Here is an 18,220-nt window from a genome sequence, read left to right as displayed (position 1 = left end):
GCATGCCTGGGCGCGAAGGCCGGCTGGGGCCCATCCTCTCACAGCCGCTTGCCGATGCCGACCCTGGGAACGCGAAGCAGGGCAAATCGTTGGAAAGTTGCTAAGCATTTGTCCGGGGTTGGGCGGCTCGGTTCGGCTTTTTTTGGTCGGTGGCTATGCCCGGCAGCTCTTACGAATGCTGCAGATTTTGTTTAAGCGCTTCTATGGCATAGCGCACTTTCGCCGGCTGCGCGTCACGCCGTGGGGTGACCAGGTAGATCGGTAGCGGTGCATGCTGCCAATCGGGCAGCACCCGTTGTAGGCGACCGCTGGCCAACTCACCGCGCACCTCGGGTTCGGGCTGGATCGACAGGCCCATTCCCGCCAGGGTGAACTCGCGGGCGGCGATCATATTGTTGCAGCTGATGCGGCTGTCCAGCTTCAAGCGCTGCTCCTGCCCCTTGCCGTTATGCAGCACCAGCTGTTGCGGCAGGTGCTGAGTGCTCAGGCTCAGCCAATCGAGGCCTAGCAGCTGCTGCGGCGTGTCGATGGGCGGCTGCTGCGCCAGGTAGGCCGGCGAGGCGCACAGCACGGCGGGCCAATCCACAACATGGCGAGCCACCAGGCTGGAGTTTTCCAGACGACCGATACGCAGGGCGATATCGATGCGCTGTTCGATCAGGTCGACCTGTTCATCGTCGAAAAACACGTTCAGACGCAGCTGCCGGTGAGCCGCCAGCAAAGGTGCCAGCGCCCGACTCAAGCGGCCGCCGGCAAAGCCCACCGGTGCTGCAATACGCAACTCACCCACCGGCGCATCACGCAGCTCCAGCAAGCGCTGCTCGGCCTCCTGGGCCAAGGCCAGCACCTGGGCGCAGCTGCGATAGAAGGTGGCCCCAGCTTCGGTGAGGGTCAGTTTGCGCGTGGTGCGGTGCAGCAGGCTGACCTGGGTACTGGCTTCCAGTTTGCTGATCTGCTGGCTGACCGCCGATGAGGTCATGCCCAGCTCTGCCGCGGCTGCCACCATCGAGCCTTTGTCCACCACCGTGGCAAACACGGCCATCCGCTTTAACTGCTCCATTATTAAGCTCCGCTTAACTGTTTAAGCCTTTTTAGCCTATTTCTCCGCGCTTTACCCATGACAGATGATGGCTGCCAGCGATTAACCCACTTGGAGAGACCCATGAAAATTGCCTTGATCGGTGCCAGCGGCTTTGTTGGTGCAGCTGTTTTGCAAGAAGCGTTGAGCCGTGGCCATGAAGTGACCGGCATTGTTCAACACCCAGAGAAGTTGGCGAGCCATGCCAAGCTGCACGCGGTGAAGGCCGACGCTTATGACGCCGCCGTCCTGGCAGCCGTGCTGAAGGGCCACGACGCCGTCGTCAGCGCCTTCAACCCTGGCTGGGACAAGGCCGATATCCTGCCGCTGTTTCTTAAAGGCAGCGCGGCCATCGTGGCCGCCAGCAAGCAGGCCGAGGTCGAGCGCCTGCTGGTGGTGGGTGGGGCCGGCAGCTTGTATGTGGCACCGGGCCTGCAGTTGATCGACACCCCGGACTTTCCGGCGGCCTACAAAAACGGTGCCGAGGGCGCACGTCAGCACCTCAATCAATTGCGTGGGGAACAGGATCTGGCCTGGACCTTTCTGTCGCCACCCGCGCTGTTGCAGCCGGGTGTGCGCACAGGTCACTACCGTGTGGGTGGCGAAGACTTGTTGATGGATGGCGCGGCACCGGCGGGCATCAGTGTGGAAGACCTGGCGGTAGCGATTGTGGATGAACTGGAGCAGGGCAAGCAGGTGCGCAAACGGTTCACCGTCGCCAACTGAGATCCATAGCATCGCGGCTAAAGCCGCTCCTACGGGAACCCACAGTCCGTAGGAGCGGCTTTAGCCGCGATTCCTGAAAACGGAAACTCTCAGGCGGGCTCCTGCGGCAGGGTGAGTTCGATGGTTTCGCCAAACGACTCATCCAAGCGCTGCAGGTCCGAATTGATCGCCGCCTTGTCATCGGCCAGGCCCAGGGCCAGGCTGCAGAACTCGTCAGCGGCACCGAGAAAGGCCATCACCACCAGCGGATCGAATTCGGTACCGCTGCCGGCGCTGATGATTTCCACCGCTTCGGCATGGCTGCTGGCCTGCCGGTAGGGATGGTGGGCGGTGAGTTCTTCGTAACGCCCCACCACCGCCATCAGTCGCGCCGGCAGGGGAATCTGCCCGCCGCGCAGGCCCTGTGGATAACCCTCACCATCCCATCGCTCATGCTGGCTGTGGACAATATGCTTGGCGTCGGTGAGAAAGCTTTCCGTGCTGCCGAGCTTGTCTTCGGCCGCCTGCAGGGCGGCAAAGCCGGCCTCGGCGTGGCGGTGCAGCAGGCGCTGGTCGGCCGCTTCCAGCGGCACCAGCGAATGCAGTATGCGGTCGGGCAAGGTCAGGCGGCCGATACCGTGCAGCAACGCCGATTTGCCCAGACGGGCGATACGCGCCGGGGTCAGCTCCTCGGCCAGCGCCGGCTGCTGGCTGACCAGCGCGCTGGCCAGTGCCACCATATACGGCTCGATCCGCGCCAGATGGCCGCCGCCCGGGTTCTCGCGCATACGCGCCAGGCCGGCCATGGCTTCGATGGTGACCTCCTGAAGCTTTTCGATATCGCGGGTTCGGCGGCGCACTTCCAATTGCAGGTATTCGCTTTTGTCCCGCAGAAAATCGGCGCTGGCCTTCAACTGCAACTGCGCCTGGACCCGCGCCAGCACCAGCGGCGGGCTGATGGGTTTGGTGATGTAGTCGACGGCCCCCAGGTTAAAGCCTTGCTGCTCATCGGCCAGTTCGGTCTTGGCGGTAAGGAAGATCACCGGGATATCGCGCGTCTGCGGATCGGCCTTGAGCCGTTTGCACACTTCATAGCCATCCATCAGCGGCATCATGATGTCCAGCAGGATCAAGTCCGGCGGCGGACTGCTGATGGCGATGCGCAAGGCCTTGAGCCCGGAGCTGGCCACCTTGACCCGGTAACTGGGCAGTAGCAGCTCACTCATCAGCTCAAGGTTTTCCGGTGTGTCGTCCACCACCAGTACCAGCGCCTGCTCGGGTCGGTCGAGTATCCCGTCCATACCATCTCCATGTCGTCAAAAGGCTGAGCACTAGAGGCTCAGACCACGCTGTTCACCGGTTGACCGCAATAACGTCAGAGCCTGTTCGAAATCGTAGCAGCGAACCGCCTCGGCCAGCGGCGGGAAATCGTCATCGAAGGCGCTGCGCAGCAACCCGGCCTGGGCTTCGAACACCTTGCCGGCACGCGGATCGTCGTGGGCGAACAGCCCCACCAGTAGCTGACAGACCGCTGCCAGTTGTGCCGCATCCACCACTACGGGCTGCTCGCTCTGCGCGGCCGGCCACAAGCGTTCGATGGCCTGCAACAAGGCGTTCAGGCTCAGCTCCACTTCGTTGATCAACGCTTGCAGCTCATCCGCCGCACTGGCGTCCTTTAGCACGTTCTCCAGCAGCGCTGCCTGGGTTTGCAGATCCACCGCGCCAAGATTGCCGGCCAGGCCCTTGAGGCTATGGGCCAGCCGTTCGGCAGTCTGGCTCTCGCCTTGGTTTAGTGCCTGGCGCAATTGCGCGGTGAAATTCTTCTGACTGGCGGCAAATTTCAGCAACAGCCGCTGGTACAGCTCGGGTTTGCCCAGCACCCGACGCAGCCCACTGGCCAGGTCGACTCCCGGTAATTCCCAGGCCGGCGAGGGCGCATCCACCGCCGTCTCAGCGACACTCGGCGCTTCCACCCGCAGCCAGCGCGCCAGGGTGCGCCACAGCAGATCCGGGTCCAGGGGCTTGCCCAGGTGGTCGTCCATACCGGCGTCCAGGCAACGCTGGCGGTCGGCCGGCATGGCATTGGCGGTCATGGCAATAATCGGCAAATCGGCGAACCGCGCTTCGGCGCGCACGCGGCGGGTGGCGGAGACGCCGTCGAGCACCGGCATCTGCATATCCATCAGCACCAGATCGAAGTAGCCATCGTCGTGGGCCAGCAACATCTCCACGGCCTGGGCACCGTGCTCAGCCTGTTCGATCTGCAGGCCGCTCTCCTCCAAAAGCCCGCAGGCCACTTCGCGGTTCAGTTCATTGTCCTCCACCAGCAGCACGCGCTTGCCGGCCAGGTTCGGCAGCGCGCTGCCGGCGGCCACTGGCTCCGTGCCCACGGCAGGCCGCGGGGCGCGGCTGGCCAGGGTACTGACCACGGCATCGAGCAACACTGAAGGATTGAGCGGTTTCAGTAGCACGTCCTCGACGCCCACCTGCCGGGCATCGTGCAGCACCTCTTCACGACCATGGGCGGTAACCATCAGCAGTCGGGGCGGCGCTTGCAGCTCGAGGCCCTGCAGCTGACGGGCAGTTTCAATGCCGTCCATCTCCGGCATCTGCCAGTCGAGCAGCACCAGGTCGAAGGGCCGGCCCTGGTCGGCCAGTTGCACCTGACGCAGGGCCGCCTGACCGGACACCGCAGTCTCCACACGAAAACGCATGCCCACCAGCATGTCGTGCAAGACCCGGCGCGCGCTGTGGTTGTCGTCCACCACCAACACCCGGCGACCGCACAGGCTGGGCTGGGCCTGCAACACCTGCTGGTCCTGGGTGGAAATACCCAAGGGCAGCCGGCACCAGAACAGGCTGCCGCGCCCGGCGTGGCTTTCCACTCCGACCCGACCGCCCATGGCCTCGGCCAGGCGTTTGCAGATGGCCAGGCCCAGGCCGGTGCCACCGTAATTGCGAGTGGTGGAGCTGTCGGCCTGCTGGAATGACTCGAACAGCCGCTCCAACTGGTCGTGGCTGATGCCGATGCCGGTGTCGCGCACGGCGAGGTACAGCTGCACCTGCTTGGCATCCTGTTGCTCGGCGCGAATCAGCAGCTCGATTTCGCCGCGCTCGGTGAACTTCACCGCGTTATTGGCGTAATTGATCAGAATCTGACCAATGCGCAGTGGGTCGCCCACCAGCTGCAGCGGCAGCTTGGGATCAATGTTGAACACCAGTTCGAGGTCCTTGGCGGAAACCTTGTCGCCAATCAGGTTGACCACGTTTTCCAGCACTTGCTGCAGGCTGAAGTCGATCTGTTCGATACCCAGCTTGCCGGCCTCGATCTTGGAAAAATCGAGAATGTCATTGATCACCCCGAGCAGGTGCTGGCTGGCCTGCTGAATCTTGTCCAGATAACCGCGCTGACGCGGTGCCAACTCGGTTTTCTGCGCCAGGTGGGCCATGCCGATGATGGCGTTCATCGGCGTGCGTATTTCATGGCTCATATTGGCCAGGAAATCCGACTTCAGACGCGCCGCCTCCTCGGCCAATTCCTTGGCATCGGCCATCGCCGCCTCGGCCTGTTTGCGCGCGGTGATATCGCGGCTCACCCCTACCAGGCCCAGGGGCACACCACGGTCATCACGGAAGATGGTGCGCAGAGTATCGAACACCACCCAATGACCATCGGGATAACGCACCCGGCCCTCGCTTTCGTAGGTGCCGTCGCGGGTCAGGGCGGTGTAGTCGTGTTCTTCACGCTTGGCCGCCCAATCGAGGTTGAGCAGTTCGTGGTCGCGCTTGCCCAACACCTGCTGGCTGGTGTGCCCGAACAGCTCGGCGCAGGCCTGGTTGATGCCCAGGTAGCGACCCTGGATATCCTTGAACCAGATCGGGTCGGGAATCGCGTTGATGATCGCCAGCAAGGTACTGCGCTGGCGCACCACCTCGGCCTCGGCCAGGTGCCGCTGACGGATCTGCGAGCGCAGGTTGCGGTTCCATAGCACCACCACTACCAACGCTGCCAACACGCCGAGGATATAAGGCCACCCCCCCAGCAGCAGGCTTCGCCAGTTGAAGGCCGACAATGGCGGTAACCAGCGGTCGAGAATCTGCTCACGCTCGGTACGGTCCAGGCTGGCCAGGCCCTTGTTCAGCACATCGACCAACTGCGGCCAGTCGCGGCGTACGGCGAAATGCAGCTCGCTGCTCAACAGCCCCGACTCGCCACGCAGTTCGATATTGGCCAGGCTGAGTTTGCGCACCAGATAACTGGCCACGATCATATTGCCGACATAGGCGTCCGCGTCGCCCGACGACACCGCCTGCAGCGCCTCTTCGGTGCTGCCGACCTCGACCAGTTGCACCTGCGGAACGGCGGCGCGCAGCAGCCCTTCGGTGACATAGCCGCGTTCGATAGCCACCCGCCAGCCCACCAGATCCTCGGTGCGCTGAATCGGTAGCCCATGGCGGGTAAAGATCAGGCTGTTGCTGGTCAGGTAGGACTCGGTGAAGGCCATGCGCGCTTCGCGCTCGTCGGTCTTGGCCACCGAGGGCAGCAGGTCGATCTGCCCATTGCGCAGCGCTGCCTGCACGGCGTTCCAGTCGCGCAGCTGCACCACCTCGAAATGCAGGCCCAGGCGCTGACCGAGCAACGCCAGGTAATCACCACTGATGCCAGTGTGCTGGCCCTGCTCGCCCAACACATCGAACGGCTCCCAGCCGCCACTTTGCACGCCGACGCGGATCACCGGATGGGCGGCCACCCATTCGCGCTCTGCCGTGCTCAGGTTCAAGGGTGCCGCCTGCAGCGGGCCCGCCAGCCCCAGCGCGATCAGCAGGCCAACCAGCCATGCCTTGCAACCACCCATACTGCCTCCGATGCGGTGAGCTTGCTCAGCTAGCTTAGTCAGCCTGCCGGTTGGCGCTACTTCCGGGCCGTAGAGCGATGCCCTATTGAGCCGGCTGGCGCCGCCACTGGGGCAAGCCGATCAGCACCACGGCGCTGATGATCACCAACATCGCCAGCCACTCCTCGGCACCGATCTGCTCATTGGCGAACACGATACCCAGCAACACCGCCACCACCGGATTGACGTAGGCATAGCTGGTAGCAGCCGCCGGACGCACATGCTTGAGCAGATAAACGTAGGAACTGAAGGCGATGATCGAACCGAAAAAGATCAGATACAGCAACGCACCCCAGCCAGCGGCGCTGGGCATCTGGGTCATACGCTCACCGCTGAGCACACTGCCCACCAGCATCACCGCGCCGCCGCCGAGCATTTCCGTGGCGCTGGCCATGGGGCCATTGGGCAAGGGTTGGGTTTTGCTCCACACCGAACCAAAGGCCCAGCTGGCGGCGGCCAACAGAATCATCGTCGCCCCTGCCGGGCTGGCCTGCAGGTTGGAGCCGACATTGAGCAAGGCAATGCCCGTCATGCCCAAGGCGATGCCGGCCCACTCCAGCTTGGAATTGCTGTGGCCGAACCAGCGGCTGAACAGCAAGGTAAACAGCGGCACAGTCGCCACCGCCAACGCCGCCACGCCCGAGGCCACCCCGGCGTGTTCCGCCAACGTCACCCCGCCATTACCGAAAGCCAGCAACAACGTGCCCACCGCCGCCGCCGCGCGCCACTCCCGCCAGGTCGGCGACGGCGTACCGCGTAAACGCAGGTAGCCATACATCAGGCTGCCGGCAATCAAAAAACGCACCGCCGCCATTAACAAAGGTGGCCAGGTCTCCACCCCGATACGGATCGCCAGATAAGTGGAACCCCAAATAATGTAGAGCGCGGCAAAAGCAGCAATGAGCAACAGCGGAATACGCGGACGCATGGAAGGGCTCGGTGGGCGGCAGGCAAGAGGGGGAGTGTAGGAGGAGAAACGCAGGGCGGGACAGGCACAGTCAGGGAGGGGATTGGGTGTACAGCTTGAAGGGGGTTTGGAGATGGGATTCGAGAATGGGGTTTGCAGGGTTCGCCAGCAAGCTGGCTCCTACGTCCGGGATCTGCGTTGGGCCCGGCCCTCTCCCCTAGCCCCTCTCGCCTGCCCGGTCGGCCTAGCGGGAGAGGGGAACTCAATCGCGGCGCGGCCAAGGTTTGATTTGGCTCTGGCTCTTGATCTGGTTTTTGATCTGCCCGCCCCTTTAGCGCCAGGCCGAGTGGAGTCGTCGTGGAAGGGGTCGTAGCGGCCGGGAGCCGCGGAGAGGGATGAGGGCCATGGATGGCCCTTCAGACCGACCCCTGGAGCGGCGACGTAGGGAGGGGACCTGGAGCGCAGCGGAAGGCCTAGGTAGGGGCAAGCGCTTTGGGTTACTTTTCTGGCGATTGAGAAAAGTGACTCGCGCGTAAGGCGCGAAACAAAAGCGCCCAGCACACTCGGTTTAGAAGGAACAACGTCGAATCACTTATCCGGCATAGGCATCGGAAACGGCATCACATTCCCCACCCCACCCCGCGCTTCGCTGATTTTCGGTGTGCCCAGGCGCTCCACCTCATCGATCCGCACAATGGCATGCATGGGCACAAAGCTGCGCACCACGCCCTCGAACTGTGCCTTCAGTTTTTCCTCGCTTGGGTCGACCACCACTTGCGTGCGCTCACCAAAGACAAACTCCTCCACTTCAAGGAACCCCCACAGATCGCTCTGATAGATCTGCTTGGCGTACATCTCGAACACCTGGCCTTGGTTGAGGAAGATCACCTTGTAGATAGGTTCACGCTTGCTCATGGGAGGGAGAAAAACCGTGGGAAATTTTCGGGGGCGGGATCATAGCATAGCCTCCCGGCAGGCAATGCTAGGCCTCTTGGGCCGGCGTCCCTATAATGCGCGGTTCTCACGTCACCCCATCTCCCTGAGATTCAGAACGCGCATGAGCAAGAAGCTGTATATCGAAACCCACGGTTGCCAGATGAACGAGTACGACAGCTCGCGCATGATCGACCTGCTGGGCGAACATCAGGCCCTGGAAGTCACCGCCCGTGCCGAAGACGCCGATGTCATCCTGCTCAATACCTGCTCGATCCGCGAGCGCGCTCAAGACCGGGTGTACTCCCAGTTGGGTCGCTGGCGTGAGCTGAAACTGGCCAAGCCGGACATGGTGATCGCCGTCGGCGGTTGCGTGGCCAGCCAGGAAGGCGCGGCAATTCGTGATCGCGCGCCCTATGTGGACGTGGTATTCGGCCCGCAAACCCTGCACCGTCTGCCGGAAATGATCGACGCCGCCCGCGTCACCCGCCTGCCCCAGGTGGATGTGAGCTTTCCGGAAATCGAAAAATTCGACCGCCTGCCCGAGCCGCGTATCGACGGCCCCAGCGCCTATGTGTCGATCATGGAAGGCTGCAGCAAGTACTGCACCTTCTGCGTAGTGCCCTATACCCGTGGTGAAGAAGTCAGCCGGCCGTTCGACGATGTGCTGGCCGAGGTCATTCACCTGGCCGAGCACGGCGTACGCGAAGTAACCCTGCTGGGGCAGAACGTCAACGGCTTCCGGGGCGTCACCCATGACGGCCGCACCGCCGATCTGGCCGAGCTGATCCGTGTGGTCGCCGCCATCGACGGCATCGACCGCATTCGCTACACCACCTCGCACCCGCTGGAGTTTTCCGAGAGCCTGATTCGCGTCCACGCCGAAGTGCCGGAGCTGGTCAAACACGTGCACTTGCCGGTACAGGCCGGCTCCGACCGCATTCTCGCGGCGATGAAGCGCAACCACACGGGGCTGGAATACAAGTCGATCATCCGCAAGCTCAAGGCTGCCGTGCCGGGCATCAGCATCACCTCGGACTTTATCGTCGGTTTTCCCGGCGAAACCGAAAAAGACTTCGAGAACACCATGCAGCTGGTGGCCGATGTCGGCTTCGACTTCTCGTTCTCCTTCGTCTACAGCGCACGCCCTGGTACACCCGCAGCCGACCTGCCGGATGAAATCCCGGCAGAAACCAACCGCGAGCGCCTGGCCCGCCTGCAACACCGCCTGGACCAACAAGGCTTTGAAATCAGCCGGCAGATGGTCGGCAGCATCCAGCGCGTGCTGGTGAATGACTTCTCCAAGCGCGACCCCGGCCAACTCACCGGGCGCACCGAGAACAACCGCATCGTCAACTTCCGCTGCGACAACCCGAGCCTGATCGGGCAATTCGCCGACGTGCGGATCGACGAGGCCAGACCGCATTCCCTGCGCGGCAGCCTGGTCGTTGCAGAGAACAGCGAAGCGCCAGCCGTGGCCGAGTGCCACTAAAGCCGCAGATGCCCGAGCTTTCCCGCTCGGGCATCCGGGGTTATCCTTCGCCCTACCTTACTTGCCGAGTGGCGGCTACACACGACCTTGAACGCACCCATAGAACCGCATCGTTTTATCCTCGAACCCTTTGAAGCTCGCCGCTTCGCCAACTTGTGCGGGCAATTCGACGAGCACCTGCGCTTGATCGAACAGCGCCTGGCCATCGAGATCCGCAACCGCGGCAACCAGTTCGAACTGGTCGGCGCACCCGAGACCACCCAGGCCGCCGAGCACCTGTTGCGCCGCCTGTACCGGGAAACCAACGCCACCCAACTGTCCCCCGATATCGTCCATCTGTTCCTGCAGGAATCTGCGGTTGAAGAGTTGGCCAGCAATACGGTGGAAGCCAGCGTCGCCCTGCGCACCCGCAAGGGCATGATTCGCCCGCGCGGCGTCAATCAGCAGCGCTACGTGAAGTCGATCCTCAACCACGACATCAACTTCGGCATCGGCCCAGCCGGCACGGGTAAAACCTACCTGGCCGTGGCCTGCGCCGTGGATGCTCTGGAACGCGAGCAAATCCGTCGCATCCTGCTGGTGCGCCCGGCGGTCGAGGCCGGCGAAAAGCTCGGCTTCCTGCCAGGCGACCTGTCGCAGAAAATCGACCCCTATCTGCGCCCGCTCTACGACGCCCTGTACGAGATGCTCGGCTTCGAGCAAGTGGCCAAGCTGATCGAGAAACAGGTGATCGAGGTGGCTCCGCTGGCGTACATGCGCGGTCGCACCCTTAACAACAGCTTCATCATTCTCGACGAAAGTCAGAACACCACCCTCGAGCAGATGAAGATGTTCCTCACCCGTATCGGCTTTGGCTCCACTGCCGTGATCACTGGCGACATCACCCAGGTCGACCTGCCGCGCGGCACCAAGTCCGGCCTCACCCATGTGATCGAAGTGCTGAAGGATGTGCCTGGCATTTCCTTTACCCACTTCCTGTCCAAGGACGTGGTGCGCCATCCACTGGTGCAGCGCATCGTCGAAGCCTACGAGCGCTTTGAAGTGGCTGCCGAAAGCAAAAAGGCTCCCGAGGCAGACCGCGGCAATGCTTGAGCTTGATCTGCAAAACGCCAGCAGCGCCGCCAGCCCCAGCGAGGCCCGGTTCCGCCAATGGTGCGAACTGGCCCTGCGCCAGCGCACGGCCGACTCCGAGCTGACCATCCGCCTGGTGGATGAAGCCGAAGCCCGCGAACTCAACCACACCTATCGGCAGAAAGACTACGCCACCAATGTGCTGTCTTTCCCCGCCGACGTGCCCGATGAACTGCTGGATATCCCCTTGCTGGGCGATCTGGTGATCTGCGTGCAGGTGGTGGACCGTGAAGCCGCCGAACAGGGCAAAAGCCCTGAAGCCCACTGGGCCCATCTGGTGATTCACGGCTGCCTGCACCTGTTGGGCTACGACCATATCGATGACGACGAAGCCGTCGAGATGGAAACCTTGGAACAACAATTGCTCGCTGAACTGGGTCACCCTGACCCCTATGCAGGCGACGAATAGCCTGGCTTCCAGGCACCAGAAAGGAACACTGAGTAAACAGCATGAGCGAAGACCGATCGAGCAGCGGGCAAAAATCCTGGTTAGGCAAAATTACCCAGGCTTTTGCCCATGAGCCGAAAAACCGCCAGGAGCTCCTCGAGCTGCTGCGCGAAGCCCATCAGAACAAACTCCTCGACAGCGAAGCGCTGGCCATTGTCGAAGGTGCCATCCAGGTGGCTGACCTGCAGGTACGCGACATCATGGTGCCGCGCTCGCAGATGGTCAGCATCAAGGCTGGCCTGACGCCCAAGGAGCTGATCCCGGCGATCATCGAATCCGCTCACTCACGCTACCCGGTCATCGGCGAAAGCCTCGATGACGTGATCGGCGTGCTGCTGGCCAAAGACCTGCTGCCGCTGGTGCTGCACGACGACAGCCAGGTCTTCAACATCAAAGATATGCTGCGCCCGGCCACCTTCGTGCCCGAGTCCAAGCGCCTCAACGTGCTGCTGCGCGAGTTCCGCGCCAACCATAACCATATGGCCATCGTCATCGACGAGTACGGCGGCGTGGCCGGCCTGGTGACCATCGAAGACGTGCTGGAACAGATCGTTGGCGATATCGAGGACGAGCACGACGTCGAGGAAGACAGCTATATCAAACCGCTGCCCAGCGGCGACTTCCTGATCAAGGCGCTGACGCCGATCGACGCCTTCAATGAGTCGTTCGACAGCGAGTTCACCGACGACGAATTCCACACCGTCGGCGGCTTGGTGATGAGCGCCTTCGGCCATCTGCCCAAACGCAACGAAATTGCCGAGATCGGCGACTTCCGTTTCCGCGTTCTAAGCGCCGACAGCCGCCGCATTCACTTGCTGCGCCTGACCCGTATCGACCGGTAACTTCGCCTCGCAGGTTGGGCTGAAAAGCCCAACTGTGCGTGCACGGCGACTTCAAGACCGAAAGGAAAACATGAAGCGGATTTCTTCTCCTGGCTGGATCGGCAATGTTGTGGCTACTGCCGCCGGTGCCATCACCACCCTCGCCCTCGCCCCCTTCGATATCTGGCCACTGGCCCTGGTATCCATCGCCCTCTTCTACCTCGGCCTGCGCGACCTCACGCCGCGCCAAGCGCTGGGCCGCGGCTGGTGCTTCGGCTTTGGTTTGTTCGTGGCCGGCACCAGCTGGATCTACGTCAGCATCCATGACTACGGCGGTGCCTCGGCACCGCTGGCCCTGTTCCTGACGGTCAGTTTTTGCGCCTGCATTGCTTGGTTCTTCGCCCTCCCTGCCTTTCTCTGGGCGCGCTGGTTACGCCGCGTGGAAGCGCCGCTGGCCGATGCCCTGGCCTTCGCCGCGCTGTGGCTGGCGCAGGAAGCCTTCCGCGGCTGGTTCCTCACCGGTTTCCCCTGGCTGTACGCCGGTTATAGCCAGCTCGACGGGCCGCTCAGCGGTCTGGTACCGGTGGGCGGCATCTGGCTGGTTTCCTTTGTGCTGGCGCTGAGCGCGGCGCTGCTGGTCAACCTGCCGCGCCTGGGCGAGCGCAAGGTGTTTCTCGGCGCCGGGCTGGTACTGCTGGTAGCGCCCTGGTTGCTGGCGTTCGGTTTGAAAACCCATGCCTGGACCGAACCCGCCGGCGCGCCGCTGAAGGTGGCGGCGATTCAGGGCAATGTCGCCCAGGAAATGAAGTGGAACCCCGAACACGTCAACGCCCAGCTGGCCCTGTACCGCGACCTGAGTTTTAGCGCCAAACCGGTGGACCTGATCGTCTGGCCGGAAACGGCGGTGCCGATTCTCAAGGAGTTCGCGGACCCGTATCTGAGCGTTATGGGCCGTTTCGCCAACGACCGTCAGGCCACCCTGATCACCGGCGTGCCGGTGCGTCAGATCAATGCCCAGGGCGAAAAACGCTACTACAACGGCATCACCGTAGTCGGTCAGGGCAGCGGCACCTACCTGAAGCAGAAGCTGGTGCCCTTTGGTGAATACGTGCCGCTGCAGGATATACTGCGTGGCCTGATCGCCTTCTTCGACCTGCCGATGTCCGACTTCGCCCGCGGTCCGTCCGACCAGACCTTGCTGGATGCCAAGGGCTACAAGATCGCGCCGTTTATCTGCTACGAAGTGGTGTACCCGGAATTCGCCGCGGGACTGTCAGCGCAAAGCCAGCTGCTGCTCACCGTGAGCAACGACACCTGGTTCGGCACCTCCATAGGCCCGCTGCAACACCTGCAGATGGCGCAGATGCGCGCGCTGGAGGCCGGGCGTTGGATGATCCGCGCCACCAACAATGGTGTCACCGGCCTGATCGACCCGTTCGGCCATATCACCACGCAGATTCCGCAGTTCGAACAGGGTGTGCTGTATGGCGAAGTGGTGCCGATGCAGAAGCTCACGCCTTACCTGCAGTGGCGCTCGTGGCCAATGGTGATCGTCTGTTTCCTGCTGTTTGGCTGGGCGTTGTTGGCCAGTCGGATAGCTAAAACCCTCTGACCTGGCATAGCTCCCGCAGGAGCGACTTCAGTCGCGATGCTTTCAAGACCATCGCGGCTGAAGCCGCTCCTACGGGATCGAGTTACCGGTAGAACAGTGGATAGGCCAGCTGCCCCGCCACTTCGTTTAGCAAGATGCCGGTTTGCCAGATACTTCGGCTTTCCGGTAACCAGCCGCCCAACGGTCGCAGGTTCGGCACGCTCATAAAGCCAACCGGCGCGGCCACCACCTCAAAACCGGCCCGTTCAAAACACCAGCTTGCTCTGGGCATATGGGCGGCCTGGGTGACAAGCAACACGCGGTGGATGCCGTCCTTTTGCAGCATCTGCGCACTGAACTCGGCGTTTTCCAGCGTGGTACGGCTGCGGCCTTCCTGCCAACGCACGGGAACACGGAAATCTCTGACCATTACTTCCGTCATCAGCTGCGCTTCGCTGATGGGCTCGTCATATGGCGAGCCGCCGCTGATCAGCACGGGCAAGCCGGTAATGCGCGCCAACCTGGCGGCATAGCGCACCCGCTCCACGGCCAGATGGCTGGCCTGATCGCCACCCCAGGCCGGGTCTTCGCGCTCGCGGCCAGCGCCGAGTACCACAATGGCATCGACCCGCTGCGTCAGGCCTTCGATCTGCTGGGGCGTCAACGCCGGTTCGCTCTCCACCAGCCGCGCCAACGTTTCCACGGCGATGGGCAAGCTGCTGACCCACAAGCCGCCCAGGCCCAGAACAAAACACGCTAACGCCACACGCGGCATGCGCCGACGCAGCCACCAGGCGAGCAACAGCAGCAGGAACAGGCAGCCAGGCGGCAACAACAGTTGTTTGAATAGATATCGCAGGACCATCACGCACCTCCCCAGGGTGCGCGCAGCCTACCGGGGTTTGGAGGCGCGGAACAACTGCGAGCCGCAGGCACCGCAAGGCTGAATGCCCTCGCCGGGATGCCAGAAGGCAGCAGTGCCGCAGAGTGCGCAGAGCAGCTTTTGCCGGCGGCGCATCAGGCCCTTGGGCTTGGCCACTTTGGCAATATGCACGGGTTGGGTGGGTTTGATCGTTCGTGTCGGCATCTGCTCGATCAGCGCCAGCTCCTTGGCCGCCGCGTGCCAGCCGCGCAGCCAGTGCAGATCACGATCCAGATAAGCACGAATCAGCTCCAACTCCGCCGGGCTGAGGCCGCGCAGTTCGAGTTCTTCCGAGGTCTTGTTTTGCAAACGGCTGTCGCTGTCGGCTTCATCCAGAGCGATGGCAAGGCGATGCAGTAGGCGCTCATAGAGACCGCCCTGTGCATCTTCGCGCCGTAACTCCGCCATCCTCACCCTCGCCAGCTCCATGCCCGTTGCCCTTTCTGCAAAGCTTAGCGCCGCCCCTGCAACCAGCAGGGCGCTGCGACCAACGGCGGAGGCTCAGGCGACGGGCGTAATCAGGGTTTCCCAGCCCCCGGCGGGCTCATGTATGCTACGGCGTTCTTTGAAACGTCCTTTTCCGCAGCCAAAGTAGCCATGCACGAACATTACCAGCCCCGTGAAACCGAAGCCGCCGCGCAAACCTACTGGGACGAGCAGAAGTCCTTTGTAGTCAGTGAACAGCCAGGCAAAGACACTTTCTATTGCCTGTCGATGTTCCCCTACCCCAGCGGCAAGCTGCACATGGGCCATGTGCGCAACTACACCATTGGCGACGTAATCGCCCGCTACCAACGCATGCAAGGCAAGAACGTGCTGCAGCCCATGGGCTGGGACGCCTTCGGTATGCCGGCGGAAAACGCCGCGATGAAAAACAACGTCGCGCCGGCCAAGTGGACCTACGAAAACATCGCCTATATGAAGAACCAGCTGAAAAGCCTGGGCCTGGCGGTGGACTGGACGCGCGAAGTCACCACCTGCAAACCGGACTACTACCGCTGGGAACAATGGCTGTTCACCAAGCTGTTCGAAAAGGGCGTGATCTACCGCAAGAACGGTACCGTGAACTGGGACCCGATCGACCAGACCGTACTGGCCAACGAGCAGGTCATCGACGGTCGTGGCTGGCGTTCCGGCGCGCTGATCGAAAAGCGCGAAATCCCGATGTACTACTTCAAGATCACTGCCTACGCGGATGAACTCTTGACCAGTCTCGACGACCTGCCCGGCTGGCCCGAGCAAGTCAAAACCATGCAGCGCAACTGGATCGGCAAATCCCGCGGCATGGAAGTCAGCTTCCCCTATGACCAGGCTTCCATCGGTCAGGCCGGTGCCCTGAAAGTGTTCACCACCCGCGCAGACACCCTGATGGGTGCCACCTACGTGGCCGTGGCCGCCGAGCACCCGCTGGCCAGCATCGCCCTGGAAAAACTGCCGGCCGCCCAGGCTGCCGAGCTGCAAGCCTTTATCGATGAATGCAAACGCGGTGGCGTGGCTGAAGCCGATATCGCCACCCAGGAAAAGAAAGGCCTGGCCACTGGCCTGTTCGTTGAGCACCCGCTGACCGGCGAGAAGCTCCCGGTATGGGTCGCCAACTATGTGCTGATGCACTACGGCGACGGCGCAGTAATGGCTGTGCCGGCCCACGACGAGCGCGACTTCGAATTCGCCCACAAGTACAGCCTGCCGATCAAATCGGTGGTGCGTACCAGCGCTGGCGACGAGAACCCGGCACCTTGGCAAGCCGCCTACGGCGAGCACGGCCAGTTGATCAATTCCGGTGAATTCGACGGCCTGGACTTTGCCGGTGCCTTCGACGCTATCGAAGTGGCGCTGCAGAAAAAAGCCCTCGGCCAGGCCCGCACCCAGTTCCGTCTGCGCGACTGGGGCATCAGCCGTCAGCGTTACTGGGGCTGCCCGATCCCGATCATCCACTGCGATACCTGCGGTGACGTGCCGGTGCCGGAAGATCAGCTGCCAGTAGTATTGCCGGAAGACGTAGTGCCGGATGGCGCCGGCAGCCCGCTGGCGCGTATGCCTGAGTTCTACAGCTGCACCTGCCCGAAATGTGGCGCTGCGGCCAAGCGCGAAACCGACACCATGGACACCTTCGTGGAGTCGTCCTGGTACTTCGCCCGCTACGCCTCGCCGAACTACACCAAGGGGATGGTCGACCCGGCTGCTGCCAACCACTGGTTGCCGGTGGATCAGTACATCGGCGGTATCGAACACGCGATCCTGCACCTGCTCTACGCGCGCTTCTTCCACAAGCTGATGCGCGACGAAGGCCTGGTCGACTCCAACGAGCCGTTCAAGAACCTGCTGACCCAGGGCATGGTGATCGCCGAGACCTACTACCGCACCGAAGCCAATGGCAGTAAAACCTGGTTCAACCCGGCGGACGTGGAAATCGAGCGCGACGCCAAGGCCAAAATCATCGGCGCCAAGCTGAAAACCGACGGCTTGCCGGTGGAAATCGGCGGCACCGAGAAGATGGCCAAATCGAAAAACAACGGCGTTGACCCGCAGTCGATGATCGACCAGTACGGTGCCGACACCTGCCGCCTGTTTATGATGTTTGCCTCGCCGCCCGACATGAGCCTGGAATGGTCCGACTCCGGTGTTGAAGGTGCGCACCGCTTCCTCAAGCGCGTCTGGCGTCTGGCCCAGGCCCATGTGGCCCGTGGCGTACCCGGCAGCCTGGACGTGGCCGGCCTCAGCGACGCGCAGAAAGAGATTCGCCGCGCCATCCACCTGGCCATCAAGCAAGCCAGCCAGGACATTGGCCAGAACCACAAATTCAACACCGCCATCGCCCAGGTGATGACGCTGATGAACGTATTGGAAAAAGCCGCACAAGACAGCGATACCGACCGCGCCCTGCTGCAGGAAGGCCTGGAAACCGTGGCCCTGCTGCTGGCCCCGATCACCCCGCATATCAGCCATGAACTGTGGCTGGAGCTGGGTCACGAAAGCGCCGTGATCGACGCCCAGTGGCCGGTGCTGGACGAAAGTGCCCTGGTGCAGGACAACCTGCAACTGGTGGTTCAGGTCAACGGCAAACTGCGTGGTCAGATCGACGTGCCGGCGACTGCCAGCCGTGAAGAAGTCGAAGCCGCTGCACGGGTCAACGACAACGTGCTGCGCTTCCTCGACGGCCTGACCATTCGCAAGGTCATCGTGGTACCGGGCAAGCTGGTCAATATCGTCGCGAGCTGATGATGCATCGCGGCTGCCCACGGCACCGCGAACACCGATTGAGTTATCGCTGCGCCCTTGCGCAGCGCTACAGATGGT

The 18,220-nt window shown here is 62.6% G+C and carries 14 protein-coding genes; 7 read left to right on the top strand and 7 right to left on the bottom strand.

Translation table 11 applies throughout. The annotated features are described in order from the left end of the window. Window positions 1–169: 169 nt before the first annotated feature. Complete coding sequence (locus tag ACVW0Y_RS10610; RefSeq protein ID WP_457438086.1) at window positions 170–1,060, bottom strand: LysR family transcriptional regulator; 891 nt, start codon at window positions 1,058–1,060, stop codon at window positions 170–172. Between the two features lie 102 nt (window positions 1,061–1,162). Between ACVW0Y_RS10610 and ACVW0Y_RS10605 the strand changes: the two genes are divergently transcribed. Next, window positions 1,163–1,804, top strand: coding sequence for an NAD(P)-dependent oxidoreductase (locus tag ACVW0Y_RS10605; RefSeq protein WP_457438085.1), 642 nt, complete (start codon window positions 1,163–1,165; stop codon window positions 1,802–1,804). Window positions 1,805–1,893: 89 nt separating this feature from the next. Here the strand turns inward: ACVW0Y_RS10605 and ACVW0Y_RS10600 are convergent, their stop codons facing one another. The 4 genes from ACVW0Y_RS10600 to ACVW0Y_RS10585 form a co-directional block, all read right to left on the bottom strand. Continuing rightward, a complete protein-coding gene (locus ACVW0Y_RS10600) occupies window positions 1,894–3,084 on the bottom strand; it encodes an HD domain-containing phosphohydrolase (protein WP_457438084.1) in 1,191 nt (396 codons plus the stop codon). A gap of 30 nt (window positions 3,085–3,114) precedes the next feature. Next, the gene (locus ACVW0Y_RS10595; RefSeq protein WP_457438083.1) at window positions 3,115–6,639 is read right to left on the bottom strand and encodes a response regulator; all 3,525 of its coding nucleotides are present in this window, start codon (window positions 6,637–6,639) and stop codon (window positions 3,115–3,117) included. Window positions 6,640–6,721: 82 nt separating this feature from the next. Continuing rightward, window positions 6,722–7,606 (bottom strand): drug/metabolite exporter YedA, encoded by an 885-nt coding sequence (gene yedA, locus ACVW0Y_RS10590; protein WP_457438082.1) that lies wholly within the window; start codon window positions 7,604–7,606, stop codon window positions 6,722–6,724. 567 nt (window positions 7,607–8,173) lie between these two features. Further along, window positions 8,174–8,500, bottom strand: coding sequence for a DUF1820 family protein (locus ACVW0Y_RS10585; RefSeq protein WP_271198118.1), 327 nt, complete (start codon window positions 8,498–8,500; stop codon window positions 8,174–8,176). A gap of 142 nt (window positions 8,501–8,642) precedes the next feature. Here ACVW0Y_RS10585 and miaB point away from each other — a divergent pair, with 142 nt between their 5' ends. From miaB to lnt, 5 genes are all read left to right on the top strand, one after another. After that, window positions 8,643–10,010, top strand: coding sequence for a tRNA (N6-isopentenyl adenosine(37)-C2)-methylthiotransferase MiaB (miaB, locus tag ACVW0Y_RS10580; protein ID WP_457438080.1), 1,368 nt, complete (start codon window positions 8,643–8,645; stop codon window positions 10,008–10,010). An 87-nt stretch (window positions 10,011–10,097) separates the two neighbouring features. After that, on the top strand, window positions 10,098–11,102 hold the full coding sequence (locus tag ACVW0Y_RS10575; RefSeq protein ID WP_457438079.1) for a PhoH family protein: 1,005 nt from the start codon (window positions 10,098–10,100) through the stop codon (window positions 11,100–11,102). Beyond that, window positions 11,095–11,550: an rRNA maturation RNase YbeY gene (gene ybeY / locus ACVW0Y_RS10570; RefSeq protein ID WP_457438078.1), complete on the top strand. Its 456-nt coding sequence runs from the start codon at window positions 11,095–11,097 to the stop codon at window positions 11,548–11,550. Before ACVW0Y_RS10575 ends, ybeY begins: the two co-directional genes overlap by 8 nt. A gap of 41 nt (window positions 11,551–11,591) precedes the next feature. After that, the gene (locus tag ACVW0Y_RS10565) at window positions 11,592–12,431 is read left to right on the top strand and encodes an HlyC/CorC family transporter (protein ID WP_457438076.1); all 840 of its coding nucleotides are present in this window, start codon (window positions 11,592–11,594) and stop codon (window positions 12,429–12,431) included. Between the two features lie 70 nt (window positions 12,432–12,501). After that, window positions 12,502–14,022, top strand: coding sequence for an apolipoprotein N-acyltransferase (gene lnt, locus ACVW0Y_RS10560; RefSeq protein ID WP_457438074.1), 1,521 nt, complete (start codon window positions 12,502–12,504; stop codon window positions 14,020–14,022). A gap of 82 nt (window positions 14,023–14,104) precedes the next feature. Here lnt and ACVW0Y_RS10555 read toward each other — a convergent pair whose 3' ends face one another. Beyond that, entirely contained in the window at window positions 14,105–14,866 is a 762-nt protein-coding gene (locus tag ACVW0Y_RS10555; RefSeq protein ID WP_457438072.1) for a YdcF family protein, read from the bottom strand. Window positions 14,867–14,893: 27 nt separating this feature from the next. Further along, entirely contained in the window at window positions 14,894–15,331 is a 438-nt protein-coding gene (locus ACVW0Y_RS10550) for a hypothetical protein (RefSeq protein ID WP_457438071.1), read from the bottom strand. A gap of 189 nt (window positions 15,332–15,520) precedes the next feature. Between ACVW0Y_RS10550 and leuS the strand changes: the two genes are divergently transcribed. After that, window positions 15,521–18,142: a leucine--tRNA ligase gene (gene leuS / locus ACVW0Y_RS10545; RefSeq protein WP_457438069.1), complete on the top strand. Its 2,622-nt coding sequence runs from the start codon at window positions 15,521–15,523 to the stop codon at window positions 18,140–18,142. Window positions 18,143–18,220: the final 78 nt, after the last annotated feature.

It is taken from the genome of Pseudomonas sp. TE3786, from assembly GCF_054057335.1.
The sequence above is the reverse complement of the archived record's forward strand: the minus strand, read 5'-3'. Positions and strand labels throughout refer to the sequence as shown.